The sequence below is a fragment of the Nocardia sp. MH4 genome (assembly GCF_019266065.1).
GTDB lineage: Bacteria > Actinomycetota > Actinomycetes > Mycobacteriales > Mycobacteriaceae > Nocardia > Nocardia canadensis.
The window spans coordinates 426,266-443,209 of record NZ_LPNR01000112.1 but is presented as its reverse complement, the minus strand read 5'-3'; the positions used below and the strand labels follow the sequence as shown (position 1 = coordinate 443,209).

Below are 16,944 nucleotides of genomic sequence, written 5' to 3'. Positions count from 1 at the left end.
CCGGGCCACAGGCCCCCGGCTCGGCTTGATCGCAACACGCCGCCGCGGGCTTTGCGATCCCGCTGCGCGCAACCGGTGAGCATGCGGCCTTGCGGCGTCATGGTGGGGGAATGACTTCCACAGAGACGAAACGCGCGGCCGATTCCGAACTGGACGACGTCTTCCGTCCCCTCTTCGATCGCATCGCCGAGGGCGCTGTCGCCCGCGAAACCGACCGCGAACTGGCACACGCCGAGATCGCCGCCCTGCGCGCGGCCCGCTTCGGCGCGCTGCGGGTGCCGGTGGAGTTCGGCGGCTACGGCGCGAGCGTGCGCCAGCTGTTCCGGCTGCTCATCGACCTCGCCGCCGCCGAATCGAACCTGCCGCAGGCGTTGCGTGTGCACTTCTCCTTCGTCGAGGACCAGTTGCTGGCGGCCGCGGGGCCTGCACGCGAGCGGTGGCTGCGCGCGGTGACCGAGGGCACCCTGGTCGGCAACGCCATCACCGAGCCCGGGGTCGGCGCGGTCGACCGGTATCGGACCCGGCTCACTCGCGACGGCGAACACTGGCGGCTCGACGGCACCAAGTTCTACAGCACCGGCTCCCTCTACGCCGACCACATCCTCGTCGCCGCCGACCGGGACGGCGAACGGGTGGGTGTGCTGGTCGGCGCCCACGCCGACGGGGTGCGTCAGCACGACGACTGGGACGGTTTCGGGCAGCGGCTCACCGCCAGCGGCACCACGGAATTCACGGCGGTGCGGGTCACCGAGGAACAGATCCTCGGCCCCGGCTACGGCGTGCCCGGCCCCACCTACGCGACCTCCTACCTGCAGCTGGTCCAGCTCGCGGTGCTCGCAGGCATCGCCCAGCGCGCGGAAAGCGATGTGCGGGAATGGGTCTCGCGGCGAACGCGCGGCTACACCCATTCCGCCGCCGACCTGCCCCGCCACGATCCGCTGGTGCAGCAGGTGATCGGCCAGCTGTCGGCGGCCGCGTTCTCCGCGCGCGCGAACGTCCTCGCCGTGGCCGACCTGCTCGACGAGGTCCTCGCCGCGGGCGCGACCGATGAAAAGGCGCTCACCGCTGTCGAACTCGCCGCCGCGCAGGCCCAGCTCGCGGTGATCGACACCGTGCTGCCCGCGACCAGCCTGCTGTTCGAGGTGGGCGGCGCGTCCATCGTGTCCGAAGGGCTGCGCCTGGACCGGCACTGGCGCAACGCGCGCACCATCTCGGTGCACAACCCCGCCATCCAGAAGGCCAGAGCGGTAGGCGATCACCTGCTCAACGGCACCGACCTGCCGTTCGGCTGGAGTGCCGGGGAACGCGTCGCGGCCGACGGGCCCACCCGATGACCCGCCGGATCCGGTTCAACGCCTTCGACATGAACTGTGTGGCGCACCAGTCGCCCGGCCTGTGGCGCCACCCCGACGACCAGTCGCACCGCTACAAGGAACTGAGTTACTGGACCGAGCTCGCCCAGCTGCTCGAACGCGGCCGCTTCGACGGCATCTTCATCGCCGATGTCCTGGGCATCTACGACGTCTACGGCGGCAACGATCTCGCCGCCCTGCGGGAGGGCGCGCAGGTGCCGGTGGCCGATCCGCTGCTGCTGGTGACGGCGATGGCCGCCGTCACCGAGCACCTCGGCTTCGGCATCACCACGGGCACCGGCTTCGAGCACCCCTTCCCGTTCGCCCGGCGGCTGTCCACGCTGGATCATCTCACCGGCGGCCGGGTCGGCTGGAACGTCGTGACCGGCTACCTGCCCTCGGCGGCTCGCAATCTCGGCGCCGACGATCAGCTCGACCACGACGACCGCTACGACCAGGCCGATGAATACCTCGAGGTGCTCTACAAGCTCTGGGAGGGCTCCTGGGAAGACGACGCGGTGGTGCGCGATGTGGATCGTGGCATCTACGTCGACCCGGCGAAGGTGCACCACATCGGCCATCGGGGACGGCATTTCACCGTGCCGGGCATCCATCTGTCCGAGCCCTCGCCGCAGCGCACCCCGGTGATCTACCAGGCGGGCGCCTCCCCGCGCGGCGTGCGCTTCGCCGCGGAGAACGCCGAGGCCGTGTTCGTGGCAGCGCCGTCGAAACGCGTACTCACCCAGACGGTGTCGCGGGTCAGGGACGCGCTCGAGGCGGCGGGTCGTGACCGGTACGCGGCCCGGATCTACGCGCTGGCCACCATCGTCACCGATGCCACCGACGCGGCCGCCCACGCCAAGCACGAGGAGTACCTGTCCTACGCGAGCGTGGAGGGCGGGCTGGTGTTCATGTCCGGCTGGATGGGGATCGACCTGTCGCGCTACGACCTCGACGACCCCATCGGCGACGTGCAGAGCAATGCCATCCAGTCGGCGGTCGCCGCGTTCCAGGAGTTCGACGACGACGGCCGCGAATGGACCGTGCGCGACATCGGCCGCTGGGCCGGCATCGGCGGCATGGGCCCGGTGTTCGTCGGGTCGGGACAGACCGTCGCCGACCAGCTCCAGGACTGGGTCGCCGAGACCGATCTGGACGGGTTCAACCTGGCCTACGCGATCACCCCCGGCTCGTTCGAGGACATCGTGCGTTACGTGGTTCCGGTGCTGACCGCCCGCGGTGTCTATGCCGCCGAGTACGAGCCCGGCACCCTGCGGCACGCGCTGTTCGGCGCGGGCGACCGGCTCCCGGACGACCATCGCGGCGCGAGCTACCGGGTGGGCGGCCGGAATTCGACCGTCCTGCCGGACGCGGAGTCGAGGCCGGGCTCGATCGTCGCGGCCATCGATTCTCGCTGATCGCAACCCTGCTGCGGCGGAACGGAATCCAGCACCATAGCCGATATGACATCGCAGAATCCCGCTTCACGTTCCACGCGTTCGGCCGCGATCGTCGGCGCCGGACAGACCGGCGTCACCGCGGCGCTAGGTCTGCTCGACGCCGGCTTCGAGGTCACGCTCTACAGCGACCGAGACCAACAGGCCCTCCGCAACGACGTTCCCGCCACCGGCACCGCCCTGGAATTCGGGGTGACCCAACAGGCCGAGCTGGCCCTGGGTCTGGACACCTACACCGCCAGGGCGCCCCGCCACACCGGACTCAGCGTCCGCATCGCCGACCCCGACCGCAACGAGCTGATCGCCTTCGACGGCGAGTTCGACGGCTACGTCGGCGTCGCGGTCGACACCAGGCTCAAGGCCGACGAGCGACTCACCGCGTTCCGCGAGCGCGGTGGTCGGTTCGTCGTCGAGCAGGTCACCCCGGAATCCCTCGACGGGATCGCCGCCCAGCACGACCTGACCCTGGTCGCGACCGGTCGCGGTGGCCTGTCGGAGCTGTTCCCCGTCGACCCCGAGCGCACCGTCTACGACGCGCCCCAGCGCTCGCTGCTCACGGTCACCGTCACCGGTCTCGGCCACGACCCCGGTGTGTTCGCCCATCGCAGTCCGGCGGGCGGCGGCCACAGCGGGTTCTCCATCTTCGCCGATCAGGGCGAGGGCTGGTGGGGGCCCTATCTGCACAAGGACGCCGGTCCGAGCTGGGCGTTCCTGGGCTGGGCGCGGCCGGGCAGCGACTGGGCGGCGCGGTTCGGCGCGGCCGATTCGGCCGCGTCGGCGCACCGGATCGTCACCGAGCTCTACCGCGACTACATCGACTGGGATCTGCCGGAGGTCCTGGCCACCCAGGTGATCGAGGACGATCCGCACTCGTGGCTCGAGGGCGCCGTGCGACCGGTGGTTCGCGCCGGTGTCGGCCGGACCGCGAGCGGGCACCCGGTGGCCTCGCTGGGCGACACCTCCGTCGCCTACGACCCGATCGCCGGGCAGGGCGCGCAGAGCGGGCTGATCCAGGCGCAGCGCCTGGTCGCCGCGGCCGCCGTCCACGACGGCGCCTTCGACGAGGCCTGGATCGCCGCGCGCTACGGGGAGTTCCTCGCCGCGCGCAGCGATGCCGCCGCCAAGGTGACCCGGTTGTTCCTCAGCGATCCGGAGTTCGCCGACATCGGCGGGCAGTTCTTCGCCGCCGCCGCGGTGGAGCCGCGGTTCGCGAGCGCGCTGGTCGGCCTGCTGCACCATCCGCAGCCGTTCCTCGGGATCGACACCGTCGAACAGGCGGGCGCCTACATCGAGGAGATCACCGGCGTGCCCGCGACCGAGGTGCTCGCCCGGTTCCAGCCGGCGGGCAGATTCGCCCGGTCGGAGTACGCGGGCGCGCTCACCCGCGCCTGAGCTGCCACCACCCCCGTCCGCCGCGGCCGATCCTGCCGGCCGCGGCGGACTACTGCGCTGTGCGCACGAATTCGAAGGTGCCCGGCTTGTGCGGTGCGTTGGTGGTGAGCGTGCCGGTGATCCGCCCCGGTCCGGGATCGAACGAGATCTGGGTACCGCCGGTCCCGGCGACCAGTTGCCGCACGGTGCCGGTGGCCCCGGTGTCGAGATTGCGCCAGTCGACGGTGACCTCCACCGCGCACGGGCCGATCCCGTGCAGGGCGCTGATCAGGCCGAAGTAGGGCGTGTTCGGTCCGAAGACCGTCGCGAAATGGATGTGCCCGACGCACAGACCACCGCTGGTGAGGGTGATCGCGTCGTCGAGCAAGCCGCGATCGGCCGTGGCCACCGGCGCGAACGCGCACAGCGGTGCCGCGACGACGGCCGCCGCGATGAGGGCCCGAATGGTCGTACCGCCGAGATGCATGGCAAGCCTCTTCGTGTCGGTTGGCTGAGAACCCGGGCGAGGTCTGGGCGACCCCGCGATTCGACCCTAGCGCGACGAGGAAACTCCCATTATTCCGGAAGTTCGGAACAGTTCCGCTATGCGCACCGTAGATGCGTCGAATACACTCCCTTCGTGTCGAATCTGCGGATCAGTGAAGTAGCGGCGTTGATGGGTGTCAGTGATGACACCGTCCGCCGGCACATCGATCAGGGCAGGCTCACCGCGATCCAGCTCGACAGCGGCCGCAAGGGCATCGATGGGCGCGAGCTCGCCGAGTTCCTGCAGCAGAACAGCGAACCGGCCCCGCCGGGCACCACCGTCGCCACCTCGGCCCGCAACCGGATGCGCGGGATCGTCACCCGCATCGTCAAGGACACCGTGATGGCGCAGGTCGAGATCCAGGCGGGACCGTTCCGGCTGGTGTCGCTGATGAGCCGGGAGTCCGTCGACGAGCTCGGGCTCGACGTCGGCAGCATCACCGTCGCCTCGGTGAAGTCCACCCATGTCGTGGTAGAAATCCCGGAAAGTTGACGAGGTCGACGATGATGCGCAGTATCGGCGTGGCACTGACGGTCGGCGCGGTGGCCCTGACCGCGGTCGGCTGCGGCACCGACACCGACACCGCCGCCGACCAGGCGCAGGGCGGCACGGTCACCGTCTTCGCCGCGGCGTCGCTGACCGGGACGTTCACCGAGCTCGGCAAGCAGTTCGAGGCGGCCCATCCCGGGACGAAGGTGGTCTTCGGTTTCGGCGCCAGCTCCGCGCTGGCCGAGCAGATCAAACAGGGCGCCCCCGTCGACGTGTTCGCCTCGGCGGCGCCGAAGAACATGCAGCAGGTGGTGGACGCGGGCGAGATCACCGCGAAGCCGGTGACCTTCGTGCGCAACCGCCTCGAGATCGCCGTGCCGCAGGGCAACCCGGGCCGGGTCACCGGATTGGCCGACTTCGCGAAGCCGGAGGAGAAGATCGCCCTGTGCGCCGAGCAGGTGCCCTGCGGTGCGGCGGCCAAGACGGTGTTCGAGGCCGCCGGGATCACCCCGCAGCCCGATACCCGCGAAGCCGACGTCAAGGCGGTGCTGACCAAGGTCACGCTGGGCGAGGTCGACGCCGCGCTGGTGTACCGCACCGATGTGCTGGCCGCCGGCGACAAGGTGCAGGGGCTGGACTTCCCGGAGTCGACCACGGCGATCAACGACTATCCGATCGCCGCGCTGGCGAAGGCGCCCAACGCCGCGGCCGCGGCGGCGTTCGTCGAGTTCATCGGGTCCGACCAGGCGCAGGCCGTCTTCGCCGGAGCGGGGTTCGACACGCCGTGATCGGGGCGACGCGACGACGGGCGGTCCGGGGACGGCGACCGCTGATCCTGGTCGTGCCCGCCGTGTGCGCGCTGGCCTTCCTGGTACTGCCGATGATCGGGCTGCTCCTGCGCGCGCCCTGGCGCACCCTGCCCGAGCGGCTGACGAGTGCCGAGGTCGGCCAGGCGTTGCGGCTGTCGCTGGTGTGCGCCACCTCGGCGACCGTCGTGTGCGTGGTGTTCGGTATTCCGCTGGCCTGGCTGCTGGCCCGGGGTGAGGTGCGGGGGCTGGGCATCATCCGGGCCCTGGTGACCGTCCCGCTGGTGCTGCCGCCGGTCGTCGGCGGTGTCGCGCTGCTGCTGGTGCTCGGCCGGCGCGGGGTCCTCGGGCGCTATCTCTACGAGTGGTTCGGGTTCTCCCTGCCGTTCACCACCGCCGGTGTCATCGTCGCGGAGGCCTTCGTCGCCATGCCGTTCCTGGTGATCTCCGTCGAAGGCGCGCTGCGGGCGGCCGACCCGCGCTACGAGGAAGCCGCCGCGACGCTGGGCGCGTCGCGGTGGCTGACCTTCCGCCGGGTGACGCTGCCTTCGGTCATGCCCGGCGTGATCGCCGGTGCGGTGCTGTGCTGGGCCAGGGCACTGGGGGAGTTCGGTGCCACGATCACCTTCGCGGGCAGTTTCCCCGGCACCACCACGACGATGCCGCTGGCGGTCTACCTCGCGCTCGAAACCGACCCCGAGGACGCCATCGTGCTCAGCCTGGTACTGCTCGCCGTCTCGGTGGCCGTGCTGGCCGCCCTGCGCGATCGATGGACGCGAGGACCACTGTGACCCTGGATGTCGCGCTGCGGGTGCGCCGATCGCGCTTCACCCTCGACATCGCGTTCGAGGTCGCTGCCGGGGAGGTCGTGGCGCTGCTCGGACCCAACGGCGCGGGCAAGACCACGGCGCTGCGCGCGCTGGCCGGGCTGGCCCCGCTCGACGACGGTTTCATCCGGCTGGGCGATCACGTCTGGGATATCCCGCCGAGCCGATTCGTGCCCGCCGAACAGCGCGCGGTCGGTGTGGTGTTCCAGGACTACCTGCTGTTCGCGACCATGAGCGCGCTGGACAATGTCGCGTTCGGGCTGCGGGCGCGCGGCGCGCCGCGCCGGACCGCGAACGAGCGTGCCACGCGCTGGCTCGAGCGCGTCGGCCTGGGCGAGCAGCTGGCGGCCAAACCCCGCTCGCTCTCGGGCGGCCAGGCCCAACGCGTCGCGCTGGCCCGCGCGCTGGCCACCGAGCCCGCGCTGCTGCTGCTCGACGAACCCCTGGCCGCGCTCGACGCCGCCACCCGGCTCCAGGTGCGCGCCGAACTCGCCCGTCATCTCGGCGAATTCACCGGCCACACCGTCCTGGTGACCCACGACCCGCTGGACGCGATGATCCTGGCCGACCGCCTGGTCATCATCGAGAACGGCCGCGTCGTGCAGGAAGGCGTGCCGCGCGAGGTCGCCCAGCGACCACGCACCGACTACGTCGCCCAGCTGGTGGGGCTGAACCTCTATCGCGGCACCGCCGACGGCACGACGGTCCGGCTCGACGGCGGCGGTGCGCTCACGATCGCCGAACCCGCTTCGGGCGCAGTCCATCTCGCGTTCGCCCCGCACGCGGTGAGCCTGTACCCCGAGCCGCCCGTCGGCAGTCCGCGCAACACCTGGCAGACCACGGTGACCGGGATCGAACAGCACGCGCACCTCACCAGGGTGCGGCTCGACGGCGCGCCCCCGGTGCTGGCCGAGGTCACCCCCGCGACGGTCGCCGAATTGCGCCTGCACGGCGGGACGACGCTGTGGGCCTCGGTCAAGGCGACCGAGATCCGCACCTACCCGGCCTAGCCGATCCCGCCGGGCCCGCGTCGGCCTGCCGATAGCATCGGGCTGGCCGTCACGTTCCGCGTCCTCAGGAGGTCACCGTGCCCGACTACGATTCCCACGCGGGTCAGCGGCCCGCGGCATGGTACGAGAACTGGACCGAGGGCCCCGATTCCCCGTGGCGAGACCGGCCCGACCCCGGTGCCGAGCGGGAGTACCGCACGCTGACCTACGAGCGGGACGGCCGCATCGCGCGCATCACCTTCGACCGGCCGGACAAGGGCAACGCGATCACCCCGGATACGCCGGTGGATCTCGCGCACGCCGTCGAGCGGGCCGATCTCGATCCCCGCGTGCACGTCATCCTGGTCTCCGGCCGCGGCAAGGGTTTCTGCGGCGGATACGACCTGGATATGTTCGCCGAACAGGGTTTCGCGAGTGCCGGCGGTTCCGACGAGGTCACCGGCACCGCGATCGATCCGGTCGCGCAGGCGGTCAACCACAATCCGTGGGGCACCTGGGACCCGATGCTCGACTACGCCATGATGAGCCGGTTCAATCGCGGCTTCGCCAGCCTGCTGCACGCGAACAAACCCACGGTGGCCAAGCTGCACGGCTTCGCCGTGGCAGGCGGAACCGATATCGCCCTCTACAGTGACCAGATCATCTGCGCCGACGACACCAAGATCGGCTACCCGCCCACCCGGGTCTGGGGCATCCCGGCCGCGGGCATGTGGGCGCACCGCCTCGGCGACCAGCGCGCCAAGCGCCTGCTGTTCACCGGCGACTGCCTGACCGGCAAGCAGGCCGCCGAATGGGGCCTGGCGGTGGAGTCCTGGCCCGCCGACCAACTCGACGCGCGCACCGAGGAACTGGTGGAGCGGATCGCGCGAATGCCGGTCAACCAGTTGATGATGGCCAAGCTGGCCCTCAACTCCAGTCTGCTGGCCCAGGGCGTCGCCACCTCCGGCATGGTCAGCACCGTCTTCGACGGCATCTCCCGGCACACCCGCGAGGGCTACGCCTTCCAACTCCGTTCGGCCACTGTCGGATTCCGAGAGGCCGTGCGGGAACGCGACGAGCCCTTCGGCGACCACAAACGAGGCACGCCCGGGCATCAGGACTGAGCCGCGGACCGGGGATCACACAGGGCGCGCAACGCCGGGCCCGCGGTGTGGCGAACGAAGTCGCAGTCCGCCAGGTGCTCGGCGTTGCCCAGCTCGACGGTCAGCTCGACGGATTCGGTGAATCGGTAGGGGCGACTGGTCAGCACGGCGCCGAGCACCCGCCGCAACCGGGAGACCTCCGCCCGGACCGCGACCGCGTGGTCCGGATCGCCGAACAGGGCGTTGCTCAGCTGGAGCACCGTCATCCCGTGTCGGCCGGACAGGTGCAGGAGTAGCAGGATCTCGGCGTGGCGGGCCGAGAGCGCACTGCGCCACCCGGATTCGCCGCCGTGCACGCTGATCGTCGGCGGCCCGGACAGATCGAGTTCGAGCCGGGTGCTGCGGGAGCCGGAGTCCGGCCGGATCAGCCAGCCGTCGGCGAGCTGTTCGGCGACGCACGGGCCGAGCCCAGGGACGGTGATCGCGCGCTCGGCGTGCGGTGCCGCGACCCGGCGGGTGGCGGTGACGCCGATCGCCTGGGCGACCCAGCCGTGCTCGTCGACCAACACGGCGGGCCCGGTGAGGGCGACCAGGGCGGGCGCGGCGGCGGCGCGCAGCCGGGCGAGCCGGTCCTCGTGATGACGCCACAGCTGTGCCTCCGCGAGCCGCACGCCGGTGGCGACCAGGGCGGTGACGGCCGGATGCAGGGTCAGGGCGGGGCCGCTGATGTCGACGATGCCGAGGAGTTCACCGGTGCGCGGGTCGTGGATCGGTGCCGCGGTGCAGTACCAGGGGTGCTGGAACTGCTCGAAGTGTTCGCCCGAGAACAGTTGCACCGGAGCGGCTTCGGTGAGCGCCGTGCCGATCGCGTTGGTGCCGACCGCCTCCTCGGTCCAGCGTGCGCCCTCGCGGAACCCCAGCGAATCCGCGCGATGGCGGACCTTCGCCGAACCGTGCCGCCACAGCACCACGCCCTCGGCGTCGGTGACGACGAGCATCAGCTGCGAGCTGGCCTCGGCCAGGCACGACACCGTCTGCGTCAGCTCCGAGATCACCGTGGTGAGCGAGGATGCGCGGCGCCGCCGTTCGACGTCGTCCACGCCGAGCATCGTGCGGGCCCGGGGCCGATCGGGCACGAGACCGGCCGCCAGTACCCGCGACCACGAGCGCGCGACCAGTGGCCGCGGCCGCAACGGCGAGCGGCCGCCGCCGATGACGGCCTCGTGCATCCGGATGAGATCGCGCGCGTAGCCCGACAGATCGGTGCCGGGTTCGACCGCGCCGAAATCGCTCACGATTCTCACCCCTTCATCCGGTCGAGCGGCGGTGCAACGCACTGCAACGATTGTGCCACCAGCCCCCGGTGGCGTGTGCTCTAGGTCACAGAATGTGGAGGAGGATTCGATGACCCAGACACTCGATCCCGCGGTGTGCGGATCGGACGCGGCAGATCCGCGGCAGCGGGTGGACGCCTGGCTGACGGCGTTCGAGGCGGCGCTGGCCGCACGCGATATCGATACGGCGGCAAGCATGTTCGCCATCGACAGCTTCTGGCGCGACCTGGTCGCGTTCACCTGGAACATCAAGACCGTCGAGGGCCGCGCCGGCGTGGCCGACCTGCTGCGGGCCCAGCTCGCCGATACCGATCCGTCCGGATTCCACACCACCGAACCGCCCACCGAGGCCGACGGGGTGATCAGCGCGTGGATCGGTTTCGAGACCGGCGCTGGCCGCGGCGTCGGTCATCTGCGACTCACCGACGCGGGCGCGTGGACGATGCTGACCGCGTTGCAGGAGCTGAAGGGCCACGAGGAGGGCAAGGGGACCCGCAGGCCCAAGGGCGTGCGCCACGGCGCCGACCGGGAGCGGGTGACCTGGTCCGAGCAGCGCGAACGCGAAGAGCGGGAACTCGGCTACACCCGGCAGCCGTATGTCCTGATCGTCGGCGGTGGACAGGGCGGCATCGCGCTCGGCGCGCGGATGTGCCAGCTCGGCGTTCCCGCGCTCGTCGTCGACAAGCACGACCGGCCCGGTGACCAGTGGCGCAAGCGCTACAAGTCGCTGTGCTTGCACGATCCGGTCTGGTACGACCATCTGCCGTATCTGCCGTTCCCCGACAACTGGCCGGTGTTCGCGCCCAAGGACAAGGTCGGCGACTGGCTCGAGATGTACACGAAGGTGATGGAGGTGCCCTACTGGACCAAGACCACCTGCACCTCGGCGCGCTACGACGACGCCTCGGGCGCCTGGACGGTCGAGCTCGAGCGTGACGGCGAACCGGTGGTGCTGCGCCCGCGGCACCTGGTGCTGGCCACGGGCATGTCGGGCAAGCCGAACATCCCGGATTTCCCCGGCAGGGAACGCTTCCGCGGCGACCAGCACCACTCGAGCGGGCATCCCGGACCGGACCGGTACGCGGGCAAGCGCGCGGTGGTGATCGGCGCCAACAATTCGGCGCACGACATCTGCGCGGCGCTGTGGGAGGCCGGCGCCGAGGTCACCATGGTGCAACGATCGTCCACCCACATCGTGAAGTCGGATTCGCTGATGGAACTCGGATTGGGCGACCTGTACTCCGAGCGGGCGCTGGCGGCCGGGATGACGACGCACAAGGCCGATCTCACCTTCGCCTCGCTGCCGTACCGGATCATGCCCGAGTTCCAGATTCCGGTCTACGACGCCATCCGCGAACGCGACGCCGACTTCTACGCGCGGCTGGAACGCGCGGGGTTCGACCTCGACTGGGGCGACGACGGCTCCGGGCTGTTCATGAAGTACCTGCGGCGCGGCTCCGGCTACTACATCGACGTCGGCGCCGCCGAACTCGTCGCCGACGGCGAGATCGGCTTGGCCCACGGCCAGGTCAGGGAACTCACCGAGGACGCGGTGATCCTCGACGACGGCACCGAACTGCCCGCCGACCTGGTCGTCTACGCCACGGGCTACGGCTCGATGAACGGCTGGGCCGCCGATCTGATCGGCCAGGATGTCGCCGACGCCGTCGGCAAATGCTGGGGATACGGTTCCGGTACGGCCAAGGATCCCGGACCATGGGAAGGGGAGCTGCGCAATATGTGGAAGCCGACCCAGCAGCAGGGCCTGTGGTTCCACGGCGGCAACCTGCACCAGTCCCGGCACTACTCGCTGTATCTGGCGCTCCAGTTGAAGGCCCGCTTCGAGCAGATCCCGACACCGGTGTACGGAAAGCAGGAGGTTCACCATCTGAGCTGATCGACCCCGCCGGGACTGCTCGGCCGACACCGGCCGGGCAGCCTCCGGCTCCGCCGAACGTTCTCGCGGTACACCGGAACAGTTCAAGTTCCGGCCACCGCGGACCGACGCCCCAGCGGTACGGTTCCCGGCTCGGACGTCGTCGTGCGGAAGGAGAGTCCGAGCGGATGGTTCGCCGGAACGAGGGCATCAGCCGGCGCGGTGCGCTGATCGCGGCGGGCGCCGCGATCGGTGTCGGGGTGCTGGGTCAACCGCCGCGGGCGGGCACGATCCGGCGTCCCGCGACCGTCGGTGCGGTCGGGGCCGGGCAGCGGGCGGAGCTGGCGGAACGGGCGATCGTGGCACGGCACGTGCGCTCGCTGTGGGGGGTGCCGCGGCGGAGCCTGGGCGCGCTGGTGTGGCCCGCGTCGCCGGTGGAACAGTCGTTCGGACGCTGGTGCTACTGGTGGCAGGCGCACCTGGTCGACTGCGCGATCGACGCCGCCCACCGTGATCCGACGCCGGCCCGCAAGGACCGGGTCGCGGCCCTCGCGCTCGGGATCCGCACCCGCAATGTCACCGGCTGGACCAACCGGTACTACGACGACATGGCGTGGCTGGCGCTGGCACTCGAGCGCGCCGACCGGCTGCTCGACATCCGGTTCGGCCACGCGGTCGACGACCTGCGATCCGCCCTGCTCGACGGCTGGAACGCCGAGCTCGGCGCGATCCCGTGGCGAGCGGGCGACGGCTACTACAACACCCCGGCGGTCGGCCCCGCCGGGATCGCGCTGGCCCGGCTGGGCGATCTCACCCGCGCGCGCCGGCTCGCCGACTTCCTGCACACCCGCCTGCGCGATCCTGTCAGCGGCGTGACCCTCGACGGCGTCCACGAGCCCGACGGACGGGTCGACCGGACCGTCCACACCTACTGCCAGGGCGTGGCGATCGGGCTGGAAACCGAATTGGCGGTGCGCACCGGCGACGCCGCGCACCGGGACCGCGCGGCGGCACTGGTCGCGGCCACCGGCACCGAGCTGACGGACGGAGGCGTGATCCTCGCGGCCGCCGCGAACGATTCCGGGTTGTTCATGGGTGTCCTCGCGCGCTACCTCGCCGAAACCGCGCTCGCCCTGGGCGATACCACCGCCGCGGCCATCGTGCACGCGTCGGCGCGGGCGGCCTGGGAACACCGCGCCGAGGTCGACGGGCTGCCGCTGTTCGGCATGGACTGGACCCGCCCGATCGCCGAGGTGCGGTATCCGAGCTCGCTGCTGCATCTCGAAGGGCCCGAGACCGCGTCGGCGGCGAACCTGAGCCGCGATCTGTCGGTGCAGCTGAGCGCGTGGATGCTGCTCGAGGCCGACCACCAGCTCACCGCCGCCGGACGGTGACCGCGCTGTGTCGGACCCCGATGCGAGACTCGGCACGTGCGATGGGCAGTGGCGGAGACGGGTGAGGGTGGCGCGCGTCTGTGTCCGCTGGACGCCGACGGCAGACCCGCGGGACCGATCGTCGACGAACCCTCGTTGATCGAGGCCGTGCGCTCGCGCCCGGACGTCGAGCGGTGGGTGTGGCGATCGACCGCCGAGATCTACCGGCCCCTGCTCGCCGCCGGGGTGCGGGTCGAGCGCTGTTACGACGTGGAGGCCGCCGAGGCGCTGCTGATCGGGCACGAGGAGGGGCAGGTCGGGCAGGCCCGGTCGCTGGCGGCGGCGTGGGCCCGTCTGCACGGGCTGGCCGTCCCGCCGGACGCTCCCGTGCGGGCCGCCGAAACCCAGCCGTCGCTGTTCGATTCGGGCCCGGTGCCGCTGCCGCCCGGCACCGACGAGTTCGCGGCGCTGGTGGCGGTCTACGAGCGACAGGTCGCCCGGACCGCGCGCACCGAGCACCCGGATCGGATGCGGCTGCTGCTGGCGGCCGAGTCGGCGGGCATGCTCGTCGCCGCGGAGATGGGCCGGTCCGGGATTCCGTGGCGGGCCGACATCCATCGGGCGCTGCTGGACACGATGCTGGGCGAACGGTTTCCGGGCACGCTCGAACCCCGCCGGATGGCGGAACTGGCCGACGAGGTCTCGCGAGCCTTCGGCGGCGGAGTCCGGGTGCGGCCCGATCTGCCCAACGACATCATCAAGGCGTTTTCCCGGGCCGGCATTCTGGTGTCCTCCACCCGGAAGTGGGAACTGCAGCAGATCGACCATCCCGCCGTCGCGCCGCTGCTGGCCTACAAGTCGCTGTACCGCGTGCACACCGCGCACGGCTGGTCCTGGCTCGAGCAGTGGGTGCACGGTGGCCGCTTCCGGCCCGAGTATCTGCCCGGCGGCACGGTCTCGGGCCGCTGGACGACCAATGGTGGTGGCGCCCTGCAGATCCCGAAGGTGATCCGGCAGGCGATCCGCGCCGACCCGGGCTGGTCGCTGGTCGTCGCCGACGCCGATCAGATGGAACCGCGCATCCTGGCCGCGATCTCGCGCGACCCGGCCCTGATGGAGGTGGCCGGTCGCGGCGAGGACCTGTACGCCGATCTGGCGGCCCGCGGCTTCGGCGGTGACCGCGCCCAGGCCAAACTCGCGCTGTTGGGCGCCATCTACGGTCAGACCTCCGGCGATGCCCTCACACACATGGCGGCGCTGCGCCGGCAGTATCCCGCCGCGGTCGCCTACGTCGACGACGCGGCGCACGCCGGGGAGGAAGGTCGTCTGGTGCGCACCTGGCTGGGCCGCACCTGCCCGCCGGTCGAGGCCACCGCCCCGGATTTCGCCGAGAACGGCGCGGGCTTCGCGGGGACACCCGCGGCGCGAGCACGCGGCCGGTTCACCCGCAACTTCGTGGTCCAGGGCAGCGCCGCCGACTGGGCCCTGCTGGTCCTGGCCGCCATCCGCCAGACGATCGCGCAGGCCGGGCTGCGCGCCGAGATGGTCTTCTTCCAGCACGACGAGGTGATCGTGCACTGTCCGGAGGAGGAGTCCGCGACGATCGTCGCCGCGATCGCCGCGGCCGCCGACACCGCGGGCCGACTGGCCTTCGGCCCGACGCCGGTGCGCTTCCCCTTCACCACAGCGGTGGTGCAGTGCTATGGCGACGCCAAGTAGGACATCGCGCGCTCACCCCGCCGAGAACCACCCGCCGACCGCCGGTGCGGTGTTGTGCCAGAGGTGTTTGGTCTCCTGGTATTCGGCCAGGCCGGTGGGTCCGAGTTCGCGGCCGATGCCGGAGCGGCCGAAGCCGCCCCATTCCGCGGCCGGGGTGTAGACACCGAAATCGTTGAGCCACACCGTGCCGTGCCGCAGGGCACGGACCACCCGTTCGCCACGGGCCGGATCGGCGGTGCGGACACCGGCGGCCAATCCGTAGGCGGTGTCGTTGCCGAGGGCGACGGCCTGGGCCTCGGTGGTGAAGCGCTCCACGGTGAGAATGGGCCCGAAGGTTTCCTCGCGGACGATGCGCATCGACCGATCGCAGTCGTCGAAAATGGTGGGCGGGTAGTAACTGCCCGCGGCCAGCGCGGGATCGTCCGGGCGCCGGCCACCGGCGATCAGCCGCGCGCCCTCCGAGAGGCCCAGCGCGACATACGCTTCCACCTTCGCACGATGCTCGGGGGAGACCAGCGGGCCGATCTGTGACGACGGATCCCTGCCGGGACCCACCCGGATCGCGGACGCGCGCCGGGCGAGCTCGGCCACGAACTCGTCGGCGATCGACGCGTGCACGATGAGCCGCGTGCCCGCCGAACACACCTGACCGGAGTGCAGGAAGGCACCGGTGAGTACCGCGTCGACGGCGCTGTCGAATTCGGCGTCGGCGAAGACGAGGTGCGGGTTCTTGCCACCGAGCTCCAGCGCGACGCGCGTGATGTGCCGGGCCGCCCGGCTCGCGATCCCCGCCCCCGTGCTCGCGCCGCCGGTGAACGAGATCAGGTCGACGTCCGGGCTGTCGGTGAGCGTGGCGCCCACCACATCGCCGCTGCCCAGCACGAGATTCACCACGCCGGCGGGTACCCCGGCCCGGTCGAGCAAGCGCACCAGCGCGATCGTCGACAGCGGGGTGACCTCGCTGGGCTTGACCACCACGGTGCAGCCGGCCGCCAGCGCGGGCGCGATCTTCCACGACAGCTGCAGCAGCGGATAGTTCCATGGCGCGATGAGCGCGCACACCCCGACCGGCTCGTGCACGACGCGGCTGATCACCGCCGGGTTCCCGGTGTCGACGAGACGGTCGGTGTCGGTGGTGACCAGGTGCGCGTAGTAGCGGAACACCGCGATCACGTCGTCGATGTCGAGGTAGCTCTCGCGCAGGGTCTTGCCGGTGTCGGCCGTCTCGATCCGGGCCAGGTCGTCGCGATGGGCGTCGAGCAGTTCGGCGACGCGCACCAGCAGCGCGGAGCGCTCGGCTTTCGGGGTCGCGGGCCACTCGCCGGTCGCGAAGGCGGCGCGGGCCGCCGCGATCGCCGCCGCCACGTCCTCGGGGCCCGCTTCGTCGACGATGGTGAGCACGCCGCCGTCGGCCGGATCGTGGACGGCCCTCGTGCCGCCGTGGACCGGCCGCGCCCAGCGCCCGTCCAGGTAGAGGCCGGGGGAGCGCAGGAGCGGCTCGTCGGTGAGGACCATTCGGGAGTCTTGCCTCTCGCTCGAGCCGGGGTGCGCGGACCAAGGTACGCGACGCCGGAAAGAGCCACGTCCACGGGCTGTGGGCGAGCGATACGGGTTCTGCTCGCGCTGAGTTCAATCCTGGTCGCGCCGGTGCGCGGATGGTTTCGTGTGATCCGGAACGTCCCGGTTCGAGCGAAAGGCCTC

At 71.3% G+C, this 16,944-nt stretch carries 14 protein-coding genes; 11 read left to right on the top strand and 3 right to left on the bottom strand.

The window, feature by feature from the left end; genetic code table 11:
* The first annotated feature begins 110 nt into the window (after positions 1 to 110).
* Genes ATM97_RS24235 through ATM97_RS24225 form a run of 3 tightly spaced genes read left to right on the top strand, consistent with a single transcriptional unit; the run spans position 111 to position 4,201 of the window.
* Positions 111 to 1,334: an acyl-CoA dehydrogenase family protein gene (locus tag ATM97_RS24235; protein WP_218720426.1), complete on the top strand. Its 1,224-nt coding sequence runs from the start codon at positions 111 to 113 to the stop codon at positions 1,332 to 1,334.
* A complete protein-coding gene (locus tag ATM97_RS24230) occupies positions 1,331 to 2,770 on the top strand; it encodes an LLM class flavin-dependent oxidoreductase (protein ID WP_218720424.1) in 1,440 nt (479 codons plus the stop codon). Before ATM97_RS24235 ends, ATM97_RS24230 begins: the two co-directional genes overlap by 4 nt.
* Before the next feature lie 45 nt (positions 2,771 to 2,815).
* Positions 2,816 to 4,201 carry a styrene monooxygenase/indole monooxygenase family protein gene (locus tag ATM97_RS24225; protein WP_218720422.1) on the top strand — a complete coding sequence of 462 codons (1,386 nt, stop codon included), beginning with the start codon at positions 2,816 to 2,818 and terminating at the stop codon, positions 4,199 to 4,201.
* A gap of 49 nt (positions 4,202 to 4,250) precedes the next feature.
* Here the strand turns inward: ATM97_RS24225 and ATM97_RS24220 are convergent, their stop codons facing one another.
* Positions 4,251 to 4,667 (bottom strand): hypothetical protein, encoded by a 417-nt coding sequence (locus ATM97_RS24220; protein ID WP_218720420.1) that lies wholly within the window; start codon positions 4,665 to 4,667, stop codon positions 4,251 to 4,253.
* A gap of 153 nt (positions 4,668 to 4,820) precedes the next feature.
* On the opposite strand from ATM97_RS24220, the gene ATM97_RS24215 reads away from it, so the two are divergent.
* From ATM97_RS24215 to ATM97_RS24195, 5 genes are all read left to right on the top strand, one after another.
* Positions 4,821 to 5,219 (top strand): molybdopterin-binding protein, encoded by a 399-nt coding sequence (locus ATM97_RS24215; protein ID WP_218720419.1) that lies wholly within the window; start codon positions 4,821 to 4,823, stop codon positions 5,217 to 5,219.
* An 11-nt stretch (positions 5,220 to 5,230) separates the two neighbouring features.
* Entirely contained in the window at positions 5,231 to 6,004 is a 774-nt protein-coding gene (gene modA / locus ATM97_RS24210) for a molybdate ABC transporter substrate-binding protein (RefSeq protein ID WP_218720417.1), read from the top strand.
* Complete coding sequence (gene modB, locus ATM97_RS24205) at positions 6,004 to 6,813, top strand: molybdate ABC transporter permease subunit (RefSeq protein ID WP_218720562.1); 810 nt, start codon at positions 6,004 to 6,006, stop codon at positions 6,811 to 6,813. Before modA ends, modB begins: the two co-directional genes overlap by 1 nt.
* Complete coding sequence (locus ATM97_RS24200) at positions 6,810 to 7,859, top strand: ABC transporter ATP-binding protein (RefSeq protein ID WP_218720416.1); 1,050 nt, start codon at positions 6,810 to 6,812, stop codon at positions 7,857 to 7,859. The genes modB and ATM97_RS24200 overlap by 4 nt, the downstream gene beginning before the upstream one ends.
* Before the next feature lie 77 nt (positions 7,860 to 7,936).
* Positions 7,937 to 8,962 (top strand): crotonase/enoyl-CoA hydratase family protein, encoded by a 1,026-nt coding sequence (locus ATM97_RS24195; RefSeq protein WP_218720414.1) that lies wholly within the window; start codon positions 7,937 to 7,939, stop codon positions 8,960 to 8,962.
* On the opposite strand, the gene ATM97_RS24190 is transcribed toward ATM97_RS24195, so the two are convergent.
* Entirely contained in the window at positions 8,953 to 10,236 is a 1,284-nt protein-coding gene (locus tag ATM97_RS24190; RefSeq protein ID WP_218720413.1) for a GAF domain-containing protein, read from the bottom strand. The genes ATM97_RS24195 and ATM97_RS24190 overlap by 10 nt on opposite strands.
* 109 nt (positions 10,237 to 10,345) lie before the next feature.
* On the opposite strand from ATM97_RS24190, the gene ATM97_RS24185 reads away from it, so the two are divergent.
* From ATM97_RS24185 to ATM97_RS24175, 3 genes are all read left to right on the top strand, one after another.
* Positions 10,346 to 12,172 (top strand): NAD(P)/FAD-dependent oxidoreductase, encoded by a 1,827-nt coding sequence (locus tag ATM97_RS24185; RefSeq protein WP_218720412.1) that lies wholly within the window; start codon positions 10,346 to 10,348, stop codon positions 12,170 to 12,172.
* 167 nt (positions 12,173 to 12,339) lie between these two features.
* Positions 12,340 to 13,545, top strand: a complete 1,206-nt coding sequence (locus ATM97_RS24180) for a glycoside hydrolase family 76 protein (RefSeq protein WP_218720410.1) — start codon at positions 12,340 to 12,342, stop codon at positions 13,543 to 13,545.
* A 36-nt stretch (positions 13,546 to 13,581) separates the two neighbouring features.
* Complete coding sequence (locus ATM97_RS24175; RefSeq protein WP_218720408.1) at positions 13,582 to 15,243, top strand: bifunctional 3'-5' exonuclease/DNA polymerase; 1,662 nt, start codon at positions 13,582 to 13,584, stop codon at positions 15,241 to 15,243.
* 12 nt (positions 15,244 to 15,255) lie between these two features.
* Here the strand turns inward: ATM97_RS24175 and ATM97_RS24170 are convergent, their stop codons facing one another.
* The gene (locus ATM97_RS24170) at positions 15,256 to 16,758 is read right to left on the bottom strand and encodes an aldehyde dehydrogenase family protein (protein WP_218720406.1); all 1,503 of its coding nucleotides are present in this window, start codon (positions 16,756 to 16,758) and stop codon (positions 15,256 to 15,258) included.
* Between the last annotated feature and the right edge of the window lie 186 nt (positions 16,759 to 16,944).